The organism is Pseudomonas sp. E315 (assembly GCF_055406205.1).
The window spans coordinates 323,312-346,258 of record NZ_JBUZPJ010000005.1 but is presented as its reverse complement, the minus strand read 5'-3'; the positions used below and the strand labels follow the sequence as shown (position 1 = coordinate 346,258).

General features: G+C 57.4%; 21 protein-coding genes. 9 read left to right on the top strand and 12 right to left on the bottom strand.

All coding sequences use genetic code 11. The features are described 5' to 3' along the window. Window positions 1-431 precede the first annotated feature (431 nt). Window positions 432-1,829 carry a NorM family multidrug efflux MATE transporter gene (locus ACZRJQ_RS10545; RefSeq protein WP_463978290.1) on the top strand — a complete coding sequence of 466 codons (1,398 nt, stop codon included), beginning with the start codon at window positions 432-434 and terminating at the stop codon, window positions 1,827-1,829. Window positions 1,830-1,924: 95 nt separating this feature from the next. Here ACZRJQ_RS10545 and ACZRJQ_RS10540 read toward each other — a convergent pair whose 3' ends face one another. Then, the gene (locus ACZRJQ_RS10540; RefSeq protein ID WP_463978289.1) at window positions 1,925-3,592 is read right to left on the bottom strand and encodes a putative bifunctional diguanylate cyclase/phosphodiesterase; all 1,668 of its coding nucleotides are present in this window, start codon (window positions 3,590-3,592) and stop codon (window positions 1,925-1,927) included. Between the two features lie 262 nt (window positions 3,593-3,854). Here ACZRJQ_RS10540 and rep point away from each other — a divergent pair, with 262 nt between their 5' ends. Continuing rightward, on the top strand, window positions 3,855-5,864 hold the full coding sequence (rep, locus tag ACZRJQ_RS10535; RefSeq protein WP_463978288.1) for a DNA helicase Rep: 2,010 nt from the start codon (window positions 3,855-3,857) through the stop codon (window positions 5,862-5,864). Window positions 5,865-5,920: 56 nt separating this feature from the next. Further along, the gene (locus ACZRJQ_RS10530; RefSeq protein ID WP_463978287.1) at window positions 5,921-6,493 is read left to right on the top strand and encodes a xanthine phosphoribosyltransferase; all 573 of its coding nucleotides are present in this window, start codon (window positions 5,921-5,923) and stop codon (window positions 6,491-6,493) included. Between the two features lie 98 nt (window positions 6,494-6,591). Here ACZRJQ_RS10530 and ACZRJQ_RS10525 read toward each other — a convergent pair whose 3' ends face one another. From ACZRJQ_RS10525 to dadA, 6 genes are all read right to left on the bottom strand, one after another. Beyond that, on the bottom strand, window positions 6,592-8,514 hold the full coding sequence (locus ACZRJQ_RS10525; RefSeq protein ID WP_463978286.1) for an acetyl-CoA hydrolase/transferase C-terminal domain-containing protein: 1,923 nt from the start codon (window positions 8,512-8,514) through the stop codon (window positions 6,592-6,594). A gap of 132 nt (window positions 8,515-8,646) precedes the next feature. Further along, window positions 8,647-9,060: a c-type cytochrome gene (locus ACZRJQ_RS10520; RefSeq protein WP_463978302.1), complete on the bottom strand. Its 414-nt coding sequence runs from the start codon at window positions 9,058-9,060 to the stop codon at window positions 8,647-8,649. Between the two features lie 182 nt (window positions 9,061-9,242). Further along, window positions 9,243-9,791: a cupin domain-containing protein gene (locus ACZRJQ_RS10515; protein WP_463978285.1), complete on the bottom strand. Its 549-nt coding sequence runs from the start codon at window positions 9,789-9,791 to the stop codon at window positions 9,243-9,245. Between the two features lie 127 nt (window positions 9,792-9,918). Next, window positions 9,919-10,992: an alanine racemase gene (gene alr / locus ACZRJQ_RS10510; RefSeq protein WP_463978284.1), complete on the bottom strand. Its 1,074-nt coding sequence runs from the start codon at window positions 10,990-10,992 to the stop codon at window positions 9,919-9,921. 101 nt (window positions 10,993-11,093) lie between these two features. Further along, window positions 11,094-11,447 (bottom strand): RidA family protein, encoded by a 354-nt coding sequence (locus ACZRJQ_RS10505; protein ID WP_463978283.1) that lies wholly within the window; start codon window positions 11,445-11,447, stop codon window positions 11,094-11,096. Then, complete coding sequence (gene dadA, locus ACZRJQ_RS10500; RefSeq protein WP_463978282.1) at window positions 11,419-12,720, bottom strand: D-amino acid dehydrogenase; 1,302 nt, start codon at window positions 12,718-12,720, stop codon at window positions 11,419-11,421. The genes ACZRJQ_RS10505 and dadA overlap by 29 nt, the downstream gene beginning before the upstream one ends. A gap of 156 nt (window positions 12,721-12,876) precedes the next feature. Between dadA and ACZRJQ_RS10495 the strand changes: the two genes are divergently transcribed. After that, window positions 12,877-13,365: an Lrp/AsnC ligand binding domain-containing protein gene (locus ACZRJQ_RS10495; RefSeq protein ID WP_122786194.1), complete on the top strand. Its 489-nt coding sequence runs from the start codon at window positions 12,877-12,879 to the stop codon at window positions 13,363-13,365. Between the two features lie 57 nt (window positions 13,366-13,422). On the opposite strand, the gene ACZRJQ_RS10490 is transcribed toward ACZRJQ_RS10495, so the two are convergent. Then, window positions 13,423-13,776, bottom strand: coding sequence for a YkgJ family cysteine cluster protein (locus tag ACZRJQ_RS10490; protein WP_463978281.1), 354 nt, complete (start codon window positions 13,774-13,776; stop codon window positions 13,423-13,425). A 147-nt stretch (window positions 13,777-13,923) separates the two neighbouring features. On the opposite strand from ACZRJQ_RS10490, the gene ACZRJQ_RS10485 reads away from it, so the two are divergent. Continuing rightward, a complete protein-coding gene (locus ACZRJQ_RS10485) occupies window positions 13,924-15,225 on the top strand; it encodes an NAD(P)/FAD-dependent oxidoreductase (protein WP_463978280.1) in 1,302 nt (433 codons plus the stop codon). Window positions 15,226-15,254: 29 nt separating this feature from the next. Here ACZRJQ_RS10485 and ACZRJQ_RS10480 read toward each other — a convergent pair whose 3' ends face one another. Further along, complete coding sequence (locus tag ACZRJQ_RS10480) at window positions 15,255-15,488, bottom strand: DUF1127 domain-containing protein (protein WP_463978279.1); 234 nt, start codon at window positions 15,486-15,488, stop codon at window positions 15,255-15,257. A gap of 169 nt (window positions 15,489-15,657) precedes the next feature. Between ACZRJQ_RS10480 and ACZRJQ_RS10475 the strand changes: the two genes are divergently transcribed. Continuing rightward, window positions 15,658-17,079 (top strand): aminotransferase-like domain-containing protein, encoded by a 1,422-nt coding sequence (locus ACZRJQ_RS10475; protein ID WP_463978278.1) that lies wholly within the window; start codon window positions 15,658-15,660, stop codon window positions 17,077-17,079. 119 nt (window positions 17,080-17,198) lie between these two features. Continuing rightward, entirely contained in the window at window positions 17,199-18,665 is a 1,467-nt protein-coding gene (locus ACZRJQ_RS10470) for a phospholipase D family protein (protein WP_463978301.1), read from the top strand. 39 nt (window positions 18,666-18,704) lie between these two features. Here the strand turns inward: ACZRJQ_RS10470 and ACZRJQ_RS10465 are convergent, their stop codons facing one another. Together ACZRJQ_RS10465 and ACZRJQ_RS10460 are read right to left on the bottom strand one after the other, a co-directional pair. Next, window positions 18,705-19,850, bottom strand: coding sequence for an MFS transporter (locus tag ACZRJQ_RS10465; RefSeq protein ID WP_463978277.1), 1,146 nt, complete (start codon window positions 19,848-19,850; stop codon window positions 18,705-18,707). Window positions 19,851-20,062: 212 nt separating this feature from the next. Then, window positions 20,063-21,556 carry an aldehyde dehydrogenase gene (locus ACZRJQ_RS10460; RefSeq protein WP_463978276.1) on the bottom strand — a complete coding sequence of 498 codons (1,494 nt, stop codon included), beginning with the start codon at window positions 21,554-21,556 and terminating at the stop codon, window positions 20,063-20,065. 239 nt (window positions 21,557-21,795) lie between these two features. Between ACZRJQ_RS10460 and ACZRJQ_RS10455 the strand changes: the two genes are divergently transcribed. Beyond that, complete coding sequence (locus tag ACZRJQ_RS10455) at window positions 21,796-22,158, top strand: cupin domain-containing protein (RefSeq protein WP_463978275.1); 363 nt, start codon at window positions 21,796-21,798, stop codon at window positions 22,156-22,158. A gap of 226 nt (window positions 22,159-22,384) precedes the next feature. After that, window positions 22,385-22,684, top strand: a complete 300-nt coding sequence (locus ACZRJQ_RS10450; RefSeq protein WP_463978274.1) for an I78 family peptidase inhibitor — start codon at window positions 22,385-22,387, stop codon at window positions 22,682-22,684. A 105-nt stretch (window positions 22,685-22,789) separates the two neighbouring features. On the opposite strand, the gene rpmG is transcribed toward ACZRJQ_RS10450, so the two are convergent. Further along, on the bottom strand, window positions 22,790-22,945 hold the full coding sequence (rpmG, locus tag ACZRJQ_RS10445; protein WP_003437824.1) for a 50S ribosomal protein L33: 156 nt from the start codon (window positions 22,943-22,945) through the stop codon (window positions 22,790-22,792). Window positions 22,946-22,947: the final 2 nt, after the last annotated feature.

Here is a 22,947-nt window from a genome sequence, read left to right as displayed (position 1 = left end):
CGCAGCCTTCGGCAGCTCCTACAAAAGCTGGGATAACCGCCGATCCCCTGTAGGAGCTGACAAGGCACGCAGGCTGCGATCGGCTGCGCAGCAGTCGTAAAATCAGGCGCTGCGGTGGGTCAGGTGTATGGGGTTGCCAGGTTTACGAACGCTTCGCGCCCGATCGCAGCCTTCGGCAGCTCCTACTAAGTCCGGGATAACGGCTAATCACCTGTAGGAGCTGACAAGGCACGCAGGCTGCGATCGGCTGCGCAGCAGTCGTAAAATCAGGCGCTGCGGTGGGTCAGGTGCATGGGGTTGCCAGGTTTGCGGACGCTTCGCGCCCGATCGCAGCCTTCGGCAGCGACTATAACGTGTGGGTTTATCCCTTTGCTTAAAACGGGCAAGGCGCCGAGAATCTAGCCTTTCACGCACTCAAAGACAGCGAACACATGACCAAACAGCATTCAGCAGCGACAGAACTCTGGGCCATTTTGCGGCTGGCCGGGCCGCTGATTGCTTCGCAGTTGGCGCACATGCTGATGGTACTGACCGACACGCTGATGATGGCTCGCTTGAGCCCGGAGGCGCTGGCCGGTGGCAGCCTTGGCGCGGCCAGCTATTCATTTGTGTCGATTTTTTGTATCGGCGTGATTGCCGCGGTCGGCACGCTGGTGTCGATTCGTCAGGGCGCAGGCGACATCGAAGGCGCCACCCGCCTGACGCAAGCAGGGCTTTGGCTGGCGTGGGCGCTGGCGCTGGGCGGCGCGGTGATGCTGTGGAACATCAAACCGCTGCTTCTGCTGTTTGGGCAAACCCCTACCAACGTTGAAGCCGCGGGCCAGTTTTTGCTGGTGCTGCCCCTCGCCTTGCCTGGCTACATGACGTTTATGGCCTTGCGCGGGTTTACCAGTGCAATGGGTCGCGCCACGCCCGTGATGGTCATTAGCCTGATCGGCACGGTGGCCAACTTCTTACTCAATTACGCCCTGATTACCGGGATGTTCGGCCTGCCGAAACTGGGTTTGATGGGCATTGGGCTGGTCACTGCGATTGTGGCTACAGCGATGGCGTTAGGTTTGGCTTGGCATATTCAGCGGCACCCGGCCTACACGGCGTACCCCATTCGCAAAGGGCTGTCGCAGCTTAACCTGACTTACTTGCGCGAACTGTGGCGCCTTGGGCTGCCCATTGGTGGCACCTATGCGGTCGAAGTTGGGCTGTTTGCCTTTGCGGCGTTGTGCATGGGCACTATGGGCAGCACGCAATTAGCCGCGCACCAAATTGCGCTGCAAATCGTGTCGGTGGCATTCATGGTGCCAGCGGGCATGTCGTATGCGATCACTATGCGCATCGGCCAGCATTACGGCGGCGGTGATTTACTGCGTGCGCGCTTAGCGGGCCGGGTGGGCATTGGTTCTGGCGCGATCGCGATGTTGGGCTTCTCGGTGGTGTTCTGGTTCTGGCCGAACCAATTGGTGGGGCTATTTCTGGACTACAACGACCCGGCGTTCCGGCCTGTTTTTGAATTGGCCGTCAGCCTGCTGGCAGTGGCCGCTTGGTTCGAACTGTTTGATGGCTCGCAAACCATCGCGATGGGCGCCATTCGCGGGCTCAAAGATGCCAAAACTACATTTCTGGTGGGGCTGTTTTGCTACTGGGTCATTGGAGCGCCAATGGCCTGGCTGCTGGCGTTTACCCTCAATTGGGGCCCGACCGGCGTTTGGTGGGGCTTGGCGCTGGGCTTGGCCTGTGCGTCGGTAAGCCTGACGTTGGCCTTTGAATGGAAGATGCGGCGCATGCTCAAGCGTGAACACAAGGCAGCATTCGTTAACGCGAGAATCCTTTAGCTGCTGCCGAAAGCTGCGAAGGGTTGCAGAGCAACCCTTTTTTGACCCGTTACAGTTCTTATCGCAGCCTGCGGCAGCGACTACAGGAGACGGCGTTAAGTCGCCTGTGTCGCCTGCTGCTGCGCCCCATGCGTTAAAAAATCCAGCAACTGGGCCAGCGGCAAGGGCCTGCTGATGAAGTAGCCTTGCACTTGATCGCAGCCAAACCCCCTCAGCAGCGCAAGTTGCTCAGGGGTTTCGACCCCTTCTGCTACAACTTCCAGTTTGAGGTTGTGGGCCAGGTTGATCATCGCGTGGACCAGCTTGCGGTTTTCTTTGCGTTCTTCCATGCCGCCCACGAAGCTTTTGTCGATTTTAAGCAGCGCAATCGGCAGGCTGTTGAGGTGTACAAAGGAGGAGAACCCCGTGCCGAAGTCGTCCAGCGAGAAACGCACGCCCAGACGGCCCAGTGCATCCATCGTCTGCTTGACCAGATCACTGCGGCGCATCACGGCGGTTTCGGTCAGTTCAAACTCCAACCACTGCGCTTCAACGCCCCGCTCGGTAATCAAGCGGCTGAGTGTTGAGAGCAGTTGGCTGTCCTGAAATTGACGAAACGACAAGTTGACCGCCATGTGCAGGGGCGCCAACCCGTGTTCGCGCAAGGCCTGCATGTCGCGCAGTGCTCGGGAAATGACCCAGTAACCCAGTGGCACAATCAACCCGCTTTGTTCGGCTAATGGCACGAACTCGCCGGGCGCCAGCAGGCCGCGTTCGCTATGTCGCCAGCGCACCAGGGCTTCAAGCCCGACGATGTTGCCGCTACTCAAGTCCAGTCGAGGCTGGTAATGCAGCTCCAGTTCGTCGCGACGCAAGGCGCGGCGCAGTTCGCTTTCAAGGTCGGCCAGGCTGCGGGCGTTACGATTGATACGTTCATTGAACACGTGAAAAGTGCAGCCCTGCGTGCTTTTGGCTTGTTGCATGGCGATGTGCGCGTGCCACATCAACGGGTCTGCCCCAGCATTGGTGCGTGCATGGGCGATGCCCAGACTGCAACCAATCAACAGGCTTTCGCCGTCGATCCAGTAGGGTTCAGCCAGCACCTCGGTAATGCGCTCGGCCATCCACTGCGCGCGCTCGGGGGCGCGGCGGGTGTCGATCAGCAGGGCAAACTCGTCGCTGCCCAGCCTCGCAAGCTGATCACCGGCTTCAAGCTGGCTTTTAAGCCTGGCCACCACTTGCAGAATCAGGCGGTCGCCCGCTTGATGCCCCAAGGCATCATTGGCGTGGCGAAAGTTGTCCAAATCCAGATGCCCAAGGGCAACTCCGCGGCCTTCGCTTTCAGCCAAACGCACGGCCAGCAAGGTTTGGAAGCCTTGCCGGTTGGCGATCCCGGTGAGCGGGTCTTCCTCAGCCAAACGCTGCAAGGTTTGTTCAAGAACACCGCGCTCGCGCACGTGGCGCAGGCTGCGGCGCAAGGTGTCGGGGGTCAAGGTTGAGGCGACGAGCCAATCGCTGACGCCATGCGGCGCAACCTCGGGTTCGTCGTCCAGCAGCAATAGCGTGGACAAGCGGCAGCGAGCCGAAGCGGGCTGAAGATCGGGGGTGGTCAAGAGCAGCGCGTGGTGATCGTGCTCGAACAGGTGACTGATAGATTCCCAGCTCGGCGCGCACATCAGCACGACCGAACTTCCCATTGGCGCCAGACACTCGCGCAACAACGCTGCCCAAGACGGCTCTTTGGCCAGTAGCAGCAAACGCAAGGGTTCGACAGGCGTAGACAAGCTGGCTCCCTAGACTCTGCAAAAATTGAGGCGGTGGGCATTATGACGATCTGCCAATCAATGGCAAATGACATTGGTTATCAAATACTCGCGAGTAGTATTTAACGTACGGTAGACCCATTTCGGGTCGGCATCCTGCGCGAAAGTAACAAAAGCGGCAAATTTAGATAGAGTGCTACGTCACACTGTCGCAGAGTGGCAGCAATATCTGCTCAGCCTGTTAAAATGCCCGCCCTTTTTACATACGACCCCCTGACTCGTCATGTCCCGACTCAATCCCCGGCAGCAAGAAGCCGTGAGCTACGTCGGCGGCCCTCTTTTGGTGCTCGCCGGCGCAGGCTCCGGCAAAACCAGCGTGATTACCCGCAAAATTGCGCACCTGATCCAGAACTGTGGCATTCGTGCGCAGTACATCGTCGCCATGACCTTTACCAACAAGGCCGCGCGCGAGATGAAAGAGCGGGTGGGCACCTTGCTCAAAAAGGGCGAAGGCCGTGGGCTGACGGTGAGCACGTTCCATAACCTGGGGCTGAACATCATCCGCAAGGAGCATGCGCGGCTGGGTTACAAGCCGGGGTTTTCGATCTTTGACGAAGCCGACGTCAAAGCGCTGATGGCCGACATCATGCAAAAGGAATACTCGGGCGACGACGGGGTCGACGAAATCAAGAACATGATCGGCTCGTGGAAAAACGACCTGATCCTGCCGCCCCAAGCGCTGGAAAACGCTCGCAACCCCAAGGAGCAGACGGCGGCCATCGTTTATACCCACTACCAGCGCACGCTCAAAGCCTACAACGCGGTGGACTTCGACGACCTGATCCTGTTGCCGGTAAAGCTGTTTGAAGAGCACGCCGACATCCGTGAAAAGTGGCAAAACAAAGTCCGCTACCTGTTGGTGGATGAGTATCAGGACACCAACGCCAGCCAGTATTTGCTGGTCAAGTACCTGATCGGCACGCGCAACCAGTTCACTGTGGTGGGCGACGATGACCAATCGATCTACGCCTGGCGTGGCGCACGGCCCGAAAATCTGATGCTGCTTAAGGACGATTACCCGTCCCTGAAAGTGGTGATGTTGGAGCAAAACTACCGCTCCACCAGCCGTATTTTGCGTTGTGCCAACGTGCTGATTGCCAATAACCCGCACGCGTTTGAGAAGCAGTTGTGGAGTGAAATGGGCCACGGAGACGAAATCCGGGTTATTCGCTGCCGCAACGAAGACGCTGAAGCCGAGCGCGTGGCGGTCGAAATTCTTACCCTGCATTTGCGCACCGACCGGCCCTACAGCGACTTTGCGATTCTGTATCGCGGCAACTATCAGGCAAAACTGATTGAACTGAAGTTGCAGCACCACCAAATCCCGTACCGCCTGTCGGGCGGTAACAGCTTCTTCGGGCGTCAGGAAGTCAAAGACCTGATGGCCTACTTCCGGCTGATCGTGAACCCGGATGACGACAACGCCTTCCTACGCGTGATCAACGTCCCGCGGCGTGAGATCGGCTCGACTACGCTGGAAAAGCTCGGCAACTACGCAACCGAGCGCAAAATCTCGATGTACGCGGCGACTGATGAAATCGGTTTGGGCGAGCATCTGGACAACCGGTTCACTGATCGCTTGGTGCGTTTCAAGCGGTTTATGGACCGTGTGCGTCAGCACTGCTCGGGTGAAGACCCGATTGCGGCGCTGCGCAGCATGATCATGGACATCGATTACGAGAACTGGCTGCGCACCAACAGTTCCAGTGAAAAGGCGGCGGACTACCGCATGGCCAACGTCTGGTTTTTGGTCGAGGCGTTGAAAAACACCCTCGAAAAAGACGAAGACGGCGCCATGACCATCGAAGAAGCCATCGGCAAGCTGGTGTTGCGCGACATGCTCGAACGCCAGCAAGAAGAGGAAGACGGTGCCGAAGGCGTGCAAATGATGACGTTGCACGCGTCCAAGGGGTTGGAATTCCCTTACGTATTCATCATGGGCATGGAAGAAGAAATCCTGCCGCACCGCTCCAGCATTGAAGCTGACACCATCGAAGAAGAGCGCCGCCTTGCCTACGTGGGCATTACCCGCGCGCGTGAGACGCTGGCGTTTACCTTTGCGGCCAAGCGCAAGCAGTACGGCGAAATCATAGATTGCGCCCCGAGCCGCTTCCTTGATGAGTTGCCACCAGACGATCTGGCTTGGGAAGGCAACGACGACACCCCCACCGAAGTGAAGGCGGTTCGCGGCAATACAGCATTGGCTGATATACGCGCGATGTTAAAACGCTAAAATCGACTATTTTTTACTCTACCTTCAGCGCATAGGCGCTATTTGAGGACGTAACGTTGGAAGCACTGCACAAGAAAATTCGCGAAGAAGGCATCGTGCTTTCCGATCAGGTACTGAAGGTTGACGCCTTTTTGAACCACCAGATCGACCCGCAACTGATGAAAGAGATCGGCGATGAGTTTGCGCGTTTGTTCGCTGATGCGGGCATCACCAAGATCGTTACCATCGAAGCATCGGGCATTGCCCCAGCGGTGATGACGGGTTTGAACCTGGGCGTGCCGGTGATCTTCGCGCGTAAGCACCAGTCCCTGACCCTGACAGAAAACCTGCTGTCGGCCACGGTGTACTCGTTCACCAAGCAAACTGAAAGCACCGTTGCGATCTCGCCGCGCCACCTTCAGAGCACCGACCGCGTGTTGGTCATTGATGATTTTCTGGCCAACGGCAAAGCATCGCAGGCCCTGATTTCGATCATCAAACAAGCCGGCGCAACCGTTGCAGGCTTGGGCATCGTAATCGAGAAGTCGTTTCAGGGCGGCCGTGCCGAACTGGATGCTCAAGGCTACCGCGTTGAGTCGCTGGCACGGGTTAAATCCCTGGCCGGCGGCAAAGTGACGTTTATCGAGTAAAAGCCTCGCCCCGCGGGTGGGAGCTGCCACAGGCTGCGATCTTTTAAAGATCAAACGATCGCAGACTTCGGCAGCCCCTACGGGCGGGGAGGTGTTAATTATTTGGCGGTTGCTTGTAACCCCGCCAGCAGCAGGCGCTGATACAGCTCTTCGCGCAGCCCGTCCGGGTTGGCCAATTGCATGCGCCTTAGGTGCTCGGGGAATGCGTGGGGCGGCGGCGCGTCCAGCGTCGCCTTGCCCAGTTCGTAGATCTGCGTGAGCTTGAACTTGCTTTTGAGCCAGTTCAGCGCTCGCAGCAGGTCTTGCTCCTGCGCGCTGAAATCGCTGCCCAGCGGGTATTCCGGGAATAAATGCGGATGGCGCGCGGCAATCGCTTGCAGGCGCTGCGGGCTGTTGTTGGTAAAACGTGGCTCAAGGCGAAAGTCTTTGGGCAGTTTGCCGATTTTTTGTGCCTGCTCGATCAGGTCGGCCTGAAAACGCGAGTCACTGATATTGAGCAGCGCCTCGATCACATGGCGATCCGTCTTACCGCGTAGGTCCGCAATGCCGTATTCGGTGACCACAATGTCGCGCAAGTGGCGTGGGATGGTGCAGTGGCCGTATTCCCACACGATGTTGGAACTCACATCGCCACCCGATTCACGGCAACTGCGCAGGATGATCACCGAACGTGCATCGTGCAGGGCGTGACCTTGGGCGACAAAGTTGTACTGCCCGCCCACGCCGCTGAGCACGCGCCCATCTTGCAGTTGGTCGGCAACCCCGGCACCCAGCAGGGTGACGGTGAAGGCGCTGTTTACAAAACGGGCATCGCGCCGTTGCAGGCGTTTCAAGTCTTCCTGCCCATACAGCTCGTTGATGTAGCTGATGGCCGTCATGTTGAATTCGGCGCGTTTGCTGTGCGGCAGTTCGTTTAAACGCTGGTAAAAACGGGACGGGCCAAGGATGAAACCGCCATGAACGCTCACACCGTCGGCGTGTTGGCTTTCGTCGAGGGTGCCCGCGTTGGCTTGGGTTTGACGTTCAACATCGGGGTACACCTTGCGCCGCACAATGCCTGCATCCACCAGCACCATCAGCCCGTGAACAAACATTTCGCTGCACCCATACAAACCTTGAGCGAAGGGCTCTATGCCGCCTACGCGCTCAATCAAGGTGTGCCAAGGCGTGAGGTCAATGTCTGCAAGCAAAGCCCGATAGCCCGCGTTGTCCGCCTGACGTGCCAGCAACGCGGCGGTCAGCGCGTCGCCCATTGCGCCGATGCCAATTTGTAAGGTGCCGCCATCGCGTATCAACGTACTGGCATGCAGGCCAATAAAGTGGTCTTGCAGGTTTACCGGCATATTGGGGGTAGAAAACAGCGTGGTGCGCTCATCGTCGTCAATCAAGAGGTCAAAGTCGTCGGCATTGAGCTCTGAGTCGCCGGGCATATAGGGCAAATCACTGTGAACTTGGCCCAGCAGCAGAATGGTTTCGCCTGCCGCTCTACGTTTGGCGATCATGGGCAGCAAATCGAGGGTGATGTCAGGGTTACAGCTCAGGCTCAGGCGCTGGGCATCCTGCGGGTGCCGGGCGATGAGTTGCGCTACCAGATTCAAGCCGTTGGCATTGATGTCGCGTGCCGCATGGCTGTAATTGCTGCTGACGTAATCCTGTTGCGCGGGCGGGCTGTTGAGCAGGCTGCCGGGCTGCATAAAAAATTGCTCAACGTGAATGTTGCTCGGCAAGCTGTCGCGGTGCAGGTCGGCCAGGTAGTCCAGCTCAATGTAGTCACCGAATACCCGTTCGCTAAAAGGCTCCAGAAAGCGGCGTTGCAGGCCATCACCCAGCGCCGGTCGTCCCAGACTTAGCGCGGTATAAATCGTCAGGCGGCGTTCAGGCAGCAGCTTGATCCGCTGATATAGCGCATTCACGAACCGATTGGCTTTACCCAGCCCTAGCGGTAAACCGAGGTGAATATGTGTGGGTAAGCGCGCCAGCACATCATCAACTGCGCACTCAATCGAACAGGACTGCACCATCTGACCCTCCAAAACCATCCGTGTATAGAGATGTGACAGAGAGTGACCGGTGTTGGTTGCAATGGCTAGGCGCGGCCTAAATCGCAGGCACAAAAAAGCCGCCCATCAGCGGCTTTTTTGGGGAAGATCGGTTTATTTCAAACCGGACATCTTCTCGATGGCGCCTTTAAGCTCGTCATCGGTACAGGTCATGCAAGTGCCTTTTGGCGGCATGGCATTGATACCGGTGATGGCCTTGGCCAGGATGCCATCAAGGCCGCCTTGGTGATCGGCGCGTTCTTTCCAGGCTGCGGTGTCACCGATTTTCGGTGCGCCCAACAGGCCAGTGCCGTGGCACGCACTGCAGTGCTTGGCAATGATGTCGTCTGCGGTCATTCCACCGCCGCCGCCTGCAGAGGCTGCAACGTCCATTCCTACGCACTCTTGGCCTTGAATACAGACTTTGCCGACAGGCTCAAGACGTTTTGCGATGTCATCATTAGTCGCCGCCTGAGCGTTGACTGCCCAAAGGGCCAATACGGCTGCTGGTACGGCCAGCATTTTCATAATTAGGTTCACGCGTACACCCTCAATGGTGGCTAGTCACGCCCACAACCACGGTTTCGCGGGCGGGCGAAAGTATAACGGTTACCCCGCCACTCTGAAACAACCCTAAAGTCAAAGGGGTCATCGATGTGGCGAAAAATAGCTTCGGGCATCGCTGCGACATGCGCAGGGCGCCTCTTTTCTTAGAAATTTGCCGGAGTAGCTGCGCTGATTAGTCGCGCTGCGACCTCGAACGGGTTACGAAAACGATGGGGTTTTGAGCTTTCAAAATAATAGCTGTCCCCGGCTTCGAGCACGAAGGTCTCAAGACCTACGGTCAATTCCAGGCGGCCTTCAACCAAAATTCCGGTTTCTTCGCCTTCATGGGTCAGCATTTCGTCCCCGGTGTCGGCACCCGGTGGGTAAATCTCATTGAGGAACGCGATGGCCCGGCTAGGGTGCGCTTTGCCAACCAGCTTCATGGTCACGGCACCATCGGAAATGTCGATTAGCTCATTGGCTTTGTAGACGATCTGTGTCGGTTTTTCCTGAAGGATCTCTTCGGAAAAAAATTCGACCATAGACATCGGAATGCCACTTAACACTTTTCGCAATGAGCTGATCGAAGGGCTTACGCTGTTTTTTTCGATCATCGAAATGGTGCTATTGGTGACGCCCGCACGCTTGGCGAGTTCACGCTGTGACAGGCCTTTCAGTTTGCGGATGGATTGCAGTCGTTCACCGACGTCCAATGCGGGAGCCTCCTAGGGATCAGATTCAGGTCGAATTGCCGCCATCATGGCGATAGCGTTCAGTATTTACAACACTTCGACTTCAATCCGCAGTACCCATTTGGCCCCGCGCATTGCCCGCTACCCACTAGCTCCCGGAATAGAGGCGTGGCACGCGTTTGAGGTTACAAAAAATCTGGTAAGGAATGGTTTCAGCTTTTGCCGCAACTTCACTGGCGAGGATGTTTTTGCCCCACAACTCGACAGTAGAACCCAAGCCCGCTTGCGGCACGTCGGTGAGGTCGATGCACAGCATGTCCATCGACACGCGGCCCAATAACTGGCTACGTTGACCGGCCACCAACACGGGTGTGCCCGTGGGCGCCTGACGGGGGTAGCCGTCGGCATAACCCATCGCGACCACGCCAATACGCATGGGTTTTGGGGTAATGAATTTGGCGCCATAACCGACCGGCTCACCAGCAGGCAATTCGCGGACGCAAATCACTTTGGACTCAAGCGTCATCACCGGCTGCAAGCGTGAGGCCAGTGTCTGGGCTTCTTCAAACGGGGTGGTTCCGTAGAGCATCAGGCCAGGGCGAACCCAATCGCTGGGCATGGTTGGCCAGCCCAGAACCGACGGCGAATTGCGCAAGCTGACTTCGGCAGACATATCCACGCGAGCCGCTTCAAACACAGCGAACTGTTCTTCACTACGGGTGCAACCCAGCTCATCGGCGCGGGCGAAGTGGCTCATCAGTACGATTTTTGACACGTTGGCGCTGGCTTGCAGGCGCTGATAAGCGGCTTTGTAGTCGCTCGGGTGCAAGCCGACGCGGTGCATGCCGCTGTCGAGTTTTAGCCACACGTGGATCGGTCTAGCCAGTTTGGCGTGTTCGATTGCGTCGAGCTGCCACAGCGAATGCACCACGCACCAAAAGTCGTGTTCGACGATCAGCGGCAGTTCATCGGCTTCAAAAAAACCTTCAAGCAGCAGAATGGGTGCGCCAATACCGGCCGCGCGTAACTCCAATGCTTCTTCAATACAGGCAACGGCAAAGCCATCGGCTTGGGCCTCAAGGGCTTGGGCGCAACGTACCGCGCCATGACCGTAAGCATCGGCCTTGATCACGGCGAGGGCTTTGGCCCCCGTCACTTCGCGGGCCAGTTGGTAGTTATGACGCAGGGCTTGAAGATCGATCAGGGCACGGGCTGGGCGCATGGCGGCGGGCTTCTAACGGCTGTTTAATAAAAAACCGGCGCTAACCTGCGGTATTAACCACGTGCAGCGCCGTAAGAGGGAGTGTTTCAGGAGCAGAAATTTTACGGCAGTGCCGCGACAACCGACAGCTCGACCAGGATTTCTGGCTCGCACAGCTTGGCTTCAACGGTGGCGCGGGCTGGGGCGACACCTTTTGGCAGCCACGCATCCCACACGCTGTTCATGCCCGCAAAGTCAGCATCAATGTCTTTGAGGTAGATGGTCACCGACAGGATTCGGCTTTTGTCCGTACCCGCCAGATCCAGCAAATGCTCAATGTTGGCCAGCGTTTCACGGGTTTGCTGCTCAACCCCAGCGTTCATGTCGTCGCCGACTTGCCCGGACAGGTAAACAGTGCCGTTATGGGCAACGATTTGGCTCATGCGTTCATTGGTGAGCTGGCGCTGGATTGCCATGTTTTGCAGTCTCCTGGTGGTTGCCGTAACGGGAAATATCAAGGCCTTCGGCGCTGATTTGTGGGTTCTTTTTAGCCATCACGTCAGCGAGGAAGCGACCGGAGCCGCAGGCCATGGTCCAGCCAAGCGTGCCATGACCGGTGTTTAGGAACAGATTTTTGAAGGGCGTAGCACCAACAATAGGCGTGCCGTCCGGCGTCGTTGGGCGCAAGCCCGTCCAGAAGCTGGCTTGGCTCAAATCACCGCCCTGAGGATAAAGGTCGTTGACGATCATCTCTAGGGTTTCGCGCCGACGCGGGTTCAGCGACAGGTCAAAACCGGCTATTTCAGCCATGCCGCCGACGCGGATACGGTTGTCGAAGCGGGTGATCGCGACCTTGTAGGTCTCATCCAGAATGGTCGAGGTAGGCGCCATGTTCGGGTTGGTGATCGGGATGGTCAGCGAGTAACCCTTCAGCGGGTAAACCGGGGCCTTGATGCCCAGCGGCTTAAGCATTTGCGGAGAGTAGCTGCCCAATGCCAGCACGTAGCGATCAGCGGTTTCGAGCTTGCCATCGATCATCACGCCATTGATGCGATCACCGGCGAAGTCCAATTGCTGAATGTCTTGGCCGAAGCGGAACTCAACGCCCAGGTTTTTGGCCATTTCAGCCAAGCGGGTGGTGAACATCTGGCAGTCACCCGTTTGGTCGTTCGGTAAGCGCAACGCACCAGCCAGAATGTCAGTGACGTTGGCCAGCGCAGGCTCAACGCGGGCAATGCCAGCGCGATCCAGCAGCTCAAATGGCACGCCAGACTCTTTCAGCACGGCGATGTCTTTGGCGGCGCCATCCAGCTGGGCTTGGGTGCGGAACAGTTGCGTAGTGCCGAGGTTGCGAGCCTCGTAGGCAATACCTGTTTCGGCGCGCAGTTCGTCGAGGCAGTCACGGCTGTACTCAGACAGACGCACCATGCGCTCTTTGTTCACGGCATAGCGGCTGGCGGTGCAGTTGCGCAGCATCTGCGCCATCCACAGGTATTGGTCGATATTGGTGGTGGCTTTGATGGCCAAAGGCGCGTGGCGCTCAAGCAACCATTTGATGGCCTTGAGTGGCACGCCCGGCGCAGCCCACGGGGAGGCGTAGCCTGGGGACACTTGGCCCGCGTTGGCAAAACTGGTTTCCATTGCAACGGCTGGCTGACGGTCTACAACGACCACTTCGAAACCGGCTCGGGCCAGATAATAGGCGCTGGCAGTACCAATAACGCCGCCACCCAATACCATAACTCGCATATTTATATCCCTCATCGCGGCCAGCCGCAGACGTTTATTGTTCAAAGCGAAGATGGGCGCAGTATATGAACCATTGGCTAGTGGTATTCACTGTATAAGCGGCTATATTTGGCGACAATTCTCGGCAAAAACGCTTTTCACGGAGGAGAATCTCCTATGCGTACGAATCACCAAACAAAGCGTGAATTGGACAAGATTGATCGCAACATTTTGCGCATCTTGCAGGCGGATGGCCGCATCTCGTTTACCGAGTTGGGCGATAAGGTTGGGCTGTCGACCACGCCCTGCACCGAGCGCGTACGCCGTCTGGAACGTGAAGGGATCATCATGGGCTACAACGCCCGGCTAAACCCGCAACACTTGCAGGGCAGCTTATTGGTTTTTGTCGAGATCAGCCTGGACTATAAGTCGGGGGACACCTTTGATGAGTTCCGCCGTGCCGTGCTCAAACTGCCCCATGTGCTGGAGTGCCATTTGGTGTCGGGGGATTTTGACTACTTGGTGAAAGCGCGGATTTCCGAGATGGCGTCTTACCGCAAATTGCTGGGCGATATCTTGCTCAAACTGCCCCACGTGCGCGAATCCAAAAGCTACATCGTGATGGAAGAAGTGAAAGAAAGCCTGTGCCTGCCGATTGCCGATTGAACTCTTCATTGATGCCCAAGCGTCCTTAGGCAGCTCACGCAGCAGATGTGTGACGTTTTAAACCAACACCTGCCGCGTACTGGCGATGTATTCGTGCACCAGCTTTTCGGCGCTGGGGTGGATCATGTCCACAGGGCGGCGGCCATTGGGGCATGGCAAGGTCGGCGTGGTGCCGAACAAGCGGCAGATCAGCGGGCGTTCTTCGTACACCGTGCAGCCGTTTGGCCCTAGGTGTACACAGTTCAGTTCGTCCATTGCGGCTTCTTGCTCGGCAGCTGTTTTGCGCGGCAGGCGGGCCATTTCTTCAGAGGAGGTGGTCACAGGCCCACAGCAGTCATGGCAACCCGGTACGCAGTCAAACGATGGGATTTGCTGCCGAAGAAAGCGGATTTTGTGACTGTTGCAGCTCATCTAAGGCTTACCAGATTTGAAAAGGCCAAAGAGTCTGCCTGAAAAGCCTCGCTCTAGACAGCGCCGCCCGGCTGTTCTTGCCCCGTGGGAATGGCGCGGCTTATGCTCCGTCAAATTTTCCAAACACACATCATCAGGATTACGCACATGAACGCCTCTGTTCAGCGCAGCCAGCACACTGCTTCTTATTACGCCGCCAGCAGCCTGCCGCAGCCCGACCATCCGGTGTTGCAAGGTGAGTGGGTGGCCGATGTGTGCGTGGTGGGCGGAGGCTTTTCTGGGCTCAACACTGCGCTGGAGTTAGCTGAGCGCGGGATGAGCGTGGTGTTGCTTGAAGCACACAAGATCGGCTGGGGCGCCAGTGGTCGTAATGGCGGGCAACTGATCCGTGGTGTGGGTCATGGGCTTGAGCAGTTCGAAGGCATCATTGGCAAAGACGGCGTGCGCCAAATGAAGCTGATGGGGCTCGAAGCGGTTGAAATCGTTCGCCAGCGTGTAGAGCATTTCAACATCGACTGCGACCTGACTTGGGGCTACTGCGACTTGGCGAACAAGCCCCGCGACCTTGAAGGCTTTGCTGAAGAAGCCGACGAGCTGCGCGGGTTAGGTTATCGCCATGAAACCCGCCTGCTGCAAGCCAATGAAGTGCGCAGTGTGGTGGGTTCGGATCGTTATGTGGGTGGTTTTGTTGACATGGGCTCGGGCCATTTACACCCGCTTAACCTGGCGCTGGGCGAAGCAGCGGCTGCGGCGCAACTGGGCGTGAAGCTGTTTGAGCACTCGGCCGTGACTCGCATTGATTACGGCCCTGAGGTGCGGGTTCATACGGCTCAGGGCTCGGTACGCGCCAAAAGCCTGGTGCTGGGTTGCAACGCTTATCTCAAAGACCTAAACCCGCAACTCAGTGGCAAAGTGCTGCCTGCGGGCAGTTACATCATTGCCACTGAGCCGTTAAGCGCAGCTCAGGCTCACGCATTGCTGCCACAAAACATGGCGGTGTGTGATCAGCGTGTGGCGCTGGACTACTACCGGCTTTCAGCGGATCGACGTTTGTTGTTTGGCGGTGCCTGCCATTATTCGGGGCGTGACCCGCAGGATATTGCGGCTTACATGCGCCCCAAAATGCTGGACGTATTCCCGCACCTTAAAGACGTAAAAATTGATTATCAGTGGGGCGGGATGATTGGCATCGGCGCCAATCGCTTGCCACAAATCGGTCGCCTGCCTGACCAGCCCAACGTGTATTACGCCCAGGCCTACTCAGGGCACGGGGTCAACGCCACGCACTTGGCCGGCAAGTTGTTGGCCGAAGCCATCAGTGGCCAGCACAGCGATGGGTTTGACCTGTTCGCCAAAGTGCCGCACATCACCTTCCCGGGCGGCAAATACCTGCGCTCGCCATTGCTGGCGCTGGGGATGCTGTGGCATCGGCTTAAAGAGCTGCGTTGACCGCGGAGCTGGCGTGTTATGGGTGTTTCTCATGAGCGCCAAAACGGTTTGCAGCCTTCACGTTGAGCCATTTCGTGGCTTAAGCCCACGTCCCGTAGTTGCTGCGCATCCAAATTGAGCAAGGTGCGGCGAGTGCGGGCACGGTGCCAGAAAAGGCGCCAGCGGCTAAGGCCCGCCGGAGTGCTCTCGACCCGCACGGCCTCGTGCTCGGCCAGCAATTGCGGGCTGTGCAGCGTCAGGCGTACATCGCTCAAACCATTCATGGTGCGGCTCCTTTTGACTCGATTGCTATGAGTCAGCATGATGGCCTTGCACTTAAAACCATGACAGATTCAGCAAAGTGTTTTTACTTCCATACAGATGGGGCTTTTTAGCCGCTGAATCACAGGTTTTTGCCTCATCTGTGCTGGTCTCCCCTTCGAGAATTGCGCCATGACCCTTTATGTCAACCTCGCCGATTTGTTGGGCTCACGTATTGAGCAGGGGTTTTATCGCCCCGGCGACCGCTTGCCCTCGGTACGAGCACTCAGCGCAGAACATGGTGTGAGCCTGAGCACGGTGCAGTTGGCGTATCGCTTGCTGGAGGACAACGGCTTGGCGTCGCCTCGGCCAAAGTCCGGCTACTTTGTGCCGCTGGAGCGTGAGTTACCCGCGTTACCGGGCATGGGCAAACCGGCCCAGCGGCCCGTAGAAATTTCGCAGTGGGAACAAGTGCTGGAGCTGGTGCGCTCGGTTCCGCAAAAGGATGTGATTCAGTTGGGGCGTGGCATGCCAGACGTCACCACGCCCACCATCAAGCCGCTGTTGCGCAGCTTGGCGCAAATCAGTCGGCGACAAGATTTGCCCGGCCTGTATTACGACAATGTGTATGGAGTGCTTAGCCTGCGTGAGCAGTTGGCGCGCTTGCTGCTCGACTCGGGGTGTCAGCTTGGCCCGGATGAACTGGTGATTACCACCGGCTGCCATGAAGCGCTGTCGTGCAGCATTCGAGCGGTGTGTGAGCCGGGCGACATCGTGGCGGTTGATTCGCCGAGTTTTCATGGCGCCATGCAAACCCTTAAAGGGCTGGGCATGAAGGCGCTAGAGATCCCCACTGACCCGCTTACCGGAATCAGCCTCGAGGCACTGGAGTTAGCGCTAGAGCAATGGCCGATCAAGGCGATTCAGCTAACGCCCAGTTGCAACAATCCGCTGGGCTACATCATGCCCGAAGCCCGTAAACGGGCACTCGTTTCCCTTGCGCAGCGCTTTGATGTGGCGATTATTGAAGACGATGTGTATGGCGAGCTGGCCTACACTTATCCTCGTCCGCGCACCATTAAGTCGTTTGACGACGATGGCCGGGTGTTGTTGTGCAGTTCATTTTCTAAAACATTGGCCCCCGGCTTGCGCATTGGCTGGGTTGCGCCGGGCCGGTATCTGGAGCGGGTGCTGCACATGAAATACATCAGCACCGGCTCGACGGCGCCGCAGCCGCAACTGGCGATTGCCGACTTTCTAAAAAATGGTCACTTCGAACCCCATTTGCGCAAGATGCGCACGCAATATCAGCGTAATCGCGACGTGATGCTGGGGTGGGTGAGCCGCTACTTTCCTGCGGGCACTCGCGCCAGTCGGCCGCAAGGCAGCTTTATGTTGTGGCTTGAGCTGCCCGAAGGCTTTGATAGCCTGCGGCTCAATCGCGAGCTATTACAACAAGGGGTGCAGATTGCAGTCGGCAGCATCTTTTCGGCGTCGGGCAAATACCGAAATTGCCTGCGCATGAACTACGCGGCCAAGCCCACGAGTGAAATCGAAGAGGCTGTACGCAAGGTGGGCGCGACGGCCAGCAAGCTGTTGGCACAACACGTTTGATCATTCCTTTGACCGCTGACCCGAGGCGCCACGCGTTGAAATCACTCTGTGCCCTGTTGTTGACGGTGTTGTTGGGAGGCTGTGCCACTTTGGACGTACCCCGTGAACCGAGCCAGGCCATGCCTGCGGCCGAATCAGCCTTTGGTCGCTCGATTCAGGCTCAGGCCGCGCCCTATCAAGGGCGCTCGGGGTTTCGCTTATTGCCCAACAGCGGTGAGGCATTCAGGGCGCGGGCGGAGTTGATTCGCAACGCACAAAGCAGCCTCGATTTGCAGTACTACATCGTTCACGACGGCTTGAGCACGCGCATGCTGATGGACGAGCTGCTCAAGGCGGCGGATCGCGGTGTGCGCGTGCGGATTTTGCTCGACGATACTGCCAGCGATGGGCTGGACGATCTGTTGGCCACCCTCGTCGCCCACCCCAATATTCAGATTCGTTTATTCAACCCGTTGCAACTGGGGCGCAGCACGGGCGTGACCCGAGCGATGGGGCGTTTGTTTAACCTGTCGCGCCAACACCGGCGCATGCACAACAAGCTGTGGCTGGCGGACAACAGCGTGGCGATTGTGGGTGGGCGTAATTTGGGGGATGAGTATTTTGATGCCCAGCCCGACCTGAATTTCACTGACATCGACCTGCTGAGCGTCGGGCCGGTGGCAGAGCAGCTGGGACACAGTTTCGATCAATACTGGAACAGCGCTTTGAGCCAGCCGATTGGCGATTTTGTGTCTACACGCTTGTCCGAGCGGGAGCTGGCCAAGGCGCGCAAGACGTTAGAGGACTCACTCAAGCTGGCGCAGCGGCGTAATAACGCGCTGTACCAGCAACTAGCCTCCTACGAGACTAACCCGCAGTTGGATGTGTGGCGTCAGGAGCTGATCTGGGCGTGGAATCAGGCCTTGTGGGACGCGCCGAGCAAGGTGTTGGCCAAAGATGAGCCCGACCCGCATTTGCTGCTGACGACCCAACTGGCGCAGGATCTATCCAGCGTCAGCAAAGAATTGATTCTGATCTCGGCCTACTTTGTGCCGGGCGAAACGGGTTTGGTGTATTTGACGGGCCGTTCTGACGCCGGGGTAGATGTACGTTTATTGACCAATTCTTTGGAAGCGACCGATGTGCCTGCTGTTCACGGCGGGTATGCGCCCTACCGTAAAGCGCTGCTGGAGCACGGGGTGAAACTCTATGAGTTGCGCCGTCAGCCGGGCACAGGCAGTGGCAGCGGGCCGCATTTGTTCAAGCACGGGATGAGCACTGACTCAAGCTTGCACAGCAAGGCCATGATCTTCGACCAGCAGAAGTCGTTTATTGGTTCGTTCAATTTTGACCCCCGTTCAGGGCTGTGGAACACCGAGGTCGGGGTGTTGGTCGACAGCCCGCAATTGGCCGCTGAAGCCCGAAAATTGGCGCTACAAGGCATGGCTCCCACGTTGAGTTATCAGCCGAAACTGCAACAGGGCAAGATCGTTTGGCAGACCGAAGACAATGGGCAGTTGCACACCTTGACGCGCGAGCCGGGTAATTGGTGGCGTCGGCTGAATGCGTGGTTCAGCAAAAACGTTGGGCTGGAAAAGATGTTGTAAGTCAGTTGCCACACCGCAGCCTTGGGCGGCGTACAAGATTCAGGTTGTTGCTTGCTCGGCCCCAAACGCGCCTTGGCGTGACACCAAAATCACCAATCCCAAGGCCCCGGCGGCCATGAACAGCGGCAACGCATGGCCGCTGATCCACTGGCTGCCCGCGCCTGCAGCCAAAGGCCCGATCAGGCAGCCAATGCCCCACAACTGTGCGACGTGAGCATTGGCTCGCACCAGCGCGTCATCACGGTAACGTTCGCCAATCAGAATCAACGACAGGGTGAACAGCCCGCCTGCGCTGGCCCCGAAAATGACCCACAGCGGCCAGATCAATAGCGTGTCCAGCAGCAGTGGCACGGCCAGACTCGACAGCATCAGTGCCACCGCACAACCGGTGAACAGCGAGCGGCGTGACAGCCGGTCGGCTAACGCGCCAATCGGCAGTTGCAACAAGGCGTCGCCCACCACCACCGTGCTGACCATAGCCAGCGCAATGTCTGCGGTAAAGCCTTGGCGTAAGCAGTAGATGGGCAGCAGGGTCAGAATCATCGCCTCAAAAGCTGCAAACAGCGCAACTGCCCACGCGATAGCGGGCAGGCCTTTGCAGAACCCCAGCAGGTCTTTGAATGTCACGCTGCAAGCTTCGGTCGTGGGTGCGCCATCGCGGCCCATGAGCAGCAGCGGTGCAAGGGTCAGCAAACCTACGCCGATCCAAAAGCCGTAGTCGCCTTCTGAGCCCACTAAGCCTAATAGCAGTGGCCCGGACAATTGGCTCAGCGCATAAGCGCAGCCGTATAGCGCAACTAAACGCCCGCGCCATTGCTCGACTACCAGTTGGTTGATCCAGCTTTCACCGAGAATAAAAATCACGGTGAGCACCACCCCGATCAGCAGCCGCAGCGCAAGCCATACGGGGTAGCTGGGCAAAATTGCCAGCAAGCCGATAGACAGCGCGCCCGCCCAGAGGCACAGGCGCATCAGGCCAGGCGTGCCAAAACGTGCCGCGAGTTTGCTGGCGATACTGGCGCCGACCAACACGCCAATGGCTGGCATTGCGGCCATTACACCAATCGCGAACCCGCCATAGCCCCAGCTTTCGAGGCGAAACGACACCAACGGCATGCTCACGCCCAGCGCCAGCCCCACGCTGAGAACGGAAGCCAGCACGGCGAAATAAGTCGCCCAACGCATGTTCATGCTCCTGTGGATAACTCGTCTATGGAGGGCATAAAGCGCATAGCAGTTGACCCGTAGAACGAGGCTGCGTCCGGGAGCGAAGCTGGCGTAAAGCCAAGCGACGCGGTGCCTCGGTGGCACCGCGCATTCAGGTTTTACGATCGCTTGGCTCCCGAACGCAGCCTTCGGCAGCTGCTACGGGAAGGCGCGCAAGCGCCAGAGGGGTGTTACAGCTTGATCCAGGTGGACTTCAGCTCGGTGTATTTGTCGAAGGCGTGCAGTGATTTGTCACGGCCATTACCCGACTGCTTGAAACCACCAAATGGAGCGGTCATGTCGCCGCCATCGTACTGGTTAACCCAAACGCTGCCAGCGCGCAGCGCTTTGGCGGTCAGGTGAGCCTTGGAGATGTTGGCAGTCCAGACCGCAGCAGCCAAACCATACGGCGTGTCGTTGGCAATCTGGATCGCTTCTTCAGCGGTGTCGAACGCAATCACCGACAGGACTGGGCCAAAGATTTCTTCCTGAGCGATTTTCATGGCGTTGCTCACGCCGTCGAAAATAGTCGGCTCAACGTAAGTGCCGCCGGTTTCTTGCAGGATTTGGTTGCCGCCAGCCACCAGTTTGGCGCCTTCGGTATGGCCCGACTGGATGTACGACAGCACAGTGTTCATTTGTTGCGTGTCCACGAGTGCGCCAACCGTTGTGGCCGGGTCTAGCGGGTTGCCGGGCTTCCAGCCTTTGAGGGCTTCGATCACCAGTGGCAGGAAGGTGTCTTTGATCGAGCGCTCGACCAGCAGACGCGAACCTGCGGTGCAGACTTCGCCTTGGTTAAAGGCAATGGCGCTGGCTGCGGATTCAGCCGCTGCTTGCAAGTCGGGTGCGTCCGCAAACACGATGTTTGGGCTTTTGCCGCCAGCTTCGAGCCAGACGCGCTTCATGTTGGACTCGCCGGAGTAAATCATCAGTTGCTTGGCGATTTTGGTCGAGCCGGTAAACACCAGCGTGTCGACATCCATGTGCAGCGCCAGCGCCTTGCCGACGGTGTGGCCGTAACCCGGCAGCACGTTTAGTACGCCAGCAGGAATACCGGCTTCAACGGCCAGAGCTGCGATGCGGATGGCTGTCAGTGGCGACTTTTCGGAGGGCTTGAGGATTACCGAGTTACCGGTTGATAGCGCAGGCCCGAGTTTCCAGCAGGCCATCATCAGTGGGAAGTTCCACGGCACGATAGCGGCCACAACACCGACCGCCTCTCGGGTCACCAAACCCAACTGGTCGTGCGGGGTGGCGGCCACTTCATCGTAAATTTTGTCGATAGCTTCGCCGCTCCAGCTCAACGCGTTTGCGGCGCCGGGAACGTCGATGTTCAGGGAATCGCTGATCGGCTTGCCCATGTCCAGGGTTTCAAGCAGAGCCAGTTCCTCGGCGTTTTGCTTGAGCAGGCCTGCAAAACGGATCATGGCGGCTTTGCGTTTGGCAGGTGCCAAGCGCGACCAAACACCCGACTCAAAGGTCTTGCGCGCGTTTTCTACAGCGCGTTGGGCGTCTGCTGCGTCGCAACTGGCAACCTTGCCCAGCAAGCGGCCATCGACTGGGCTCAGACACTCGAACGTTTCATTGGAGACCGCGGCGGTGTATTCACCGTTAATGTAAGCGCGACCTTCGATCTTCAGCTGCTGGGCCCGTTGTTCCCAGTCAGCACGCGTCAGGGTGGTCATTCGAGTGTCTTCCTCTCTTATTGAAGTTCATGCACCACGGTTTTCACGTGATACCTCTGGAATGCTTTGCCAATCATCAAAGTGATCGGCATAAGGCATGCGCCACCCTAAACCAGTGGCCCAAGGACTTTCAATATATTTGACATCAGTGTCGCAAACGGCATGGCTTGTTCGTTTTAATAAACATAGACTTTGGCCTTTCGGGCCGCACACGCCGTCATTTCGGGGGGACAAGAACAATGAGCATCGAAACCATCGTCGACTTCAGCACTGCCAACACCCAAGCTGAGCGCTTTCGCCCGGCGGCGGAAAAAATTCTCAAGGGTGATTCTGAGCAAGTTATCCACAACCATTACAGCAGCCCTTGCGGGCAAATGGGTGCGGGTATCTGGGAGGGAGCGCCGGGGCAGTGGACTGTTAATTACACCGAGCATGAGTATTGCGAAATCATGCAGGGCGTTTCGGTTCTGCGTGACAGAGAAGGGAACGCCAAAACCCTCCGTGCGGGAGATCGCTTTGTCATCCCTGCTGGTTTTAGCGGGACATGGGAAGTGCTTGAGCAGTGTCGGAAAATTTACGTGGTGTTTGAGCAAAAGCCCTGAAAGTACTGATGTAGAGCATCCAAAGAGCCCTGCCCTCTAAGCGAGAGCAGGGCTTTTTTGCATTTGGGTTTTGCGTTTCACCACACCTTCTGCAACACCTCGATAAAGCAGTTTGGCCAACCTTGAGCCAGTCTTTGGATGTGAGGGCGGCACGGCCAAAGACTCCAAGATGAGCCCGTGTTGCCAGGCACATTAATTTATTAATTTATCTAAGCAAGGAAGCGAAATGAAAACTGCAATCAAGTTCAAAAGTGCTGCACTGGTTGGCATGGTAATGCTGGGTTTTGGTGCTCTGGAAGCTAGCGCATCGCAACCAGTTGAGGGTGTGTGCCACACCGATTTTCCGCTGACTAAAATGATGCACACGGCCACTCCTGAGTTTCTGGAAGAAATTCGTCAACTCTCGAATTCGAACGTGGTGCGTGTTTTGAAGCCAGGCCAAGTGATTACGTACGAATACAGCCAAAATCGCCTTAATGTGCATGTCGACGAAAACAACGTCATGACCAGCTACAGTTGTTTTTGATTGCTGCAATTAGGTCGGGCTGCTTAGCGGCTTAGATCTTTTTCAGGCACAAAAAAGGCCCGTATCGTGAGATACGGGCCTTTTTCGTTAAGAAGTAAAAATCAATTACTTGATTTTGGCTTCTTTGTAGATCACGTGCTTGCGAACCCGCGGATCGAATTTTTTGATTTCGATTTTGTCCGGAGTGGTGCGCTTGTTCTTATCTGTGGTGTAGAAATGGCCTGTACCAGCGCTCGACACCAAACGGATCAATTCACGCATGA